Raw genomic sequence first — 231 nt, 5'->3', positions numbered from 1 at the left:
AGATTCTGCGGATCTTCATCCGGCAGGCGACGCAGGGTCATCTGCGGATTCACTTCATGCTTCGGCTTGACATATCCCGGCGTAAATTCAGAGGTGGAGCCGCCACGGGACCGGATAACCTCACCGGAAACAATCGGCGAAACGTACAGCGCCATGTTTACCAGTCCCGGAATTTGTGAGAGATAGACTTTCTCCGTGGTGAAGGGATAGCTCTCACGGAAAAAGAGACGC

General features: G+C 54.1%; 1 protein-coding gene. It reads right to left on the bottom strand.

Going from position 1 to position 231, the window contains the following annotated elements; translation table 11 throughout:
• Positions 1 to 231 (bottom strand): major capsid protein (locus tag MKD49_RS26365; protein WP_252697784.1); only part of this gene is annotated, 231 nt, incomplete at both ends.

The organism is Herbaspirillum sp. WGmk3, from assembly GCF_023952535.1.
In the GTDB taxonomy this organism is placed as follows: domain Bacteria; phylum Pseudomonadota; class Gammaproteobacteria; order Burkholderiales; family Burkholderiaceae_D; genus Herbaspirillum; species Herbaspirillum huttiense.
Note: the sequence above shows the minus strand (reverse complement) of the source record. Positions and strands in the feature narration are given on the sequence as shown.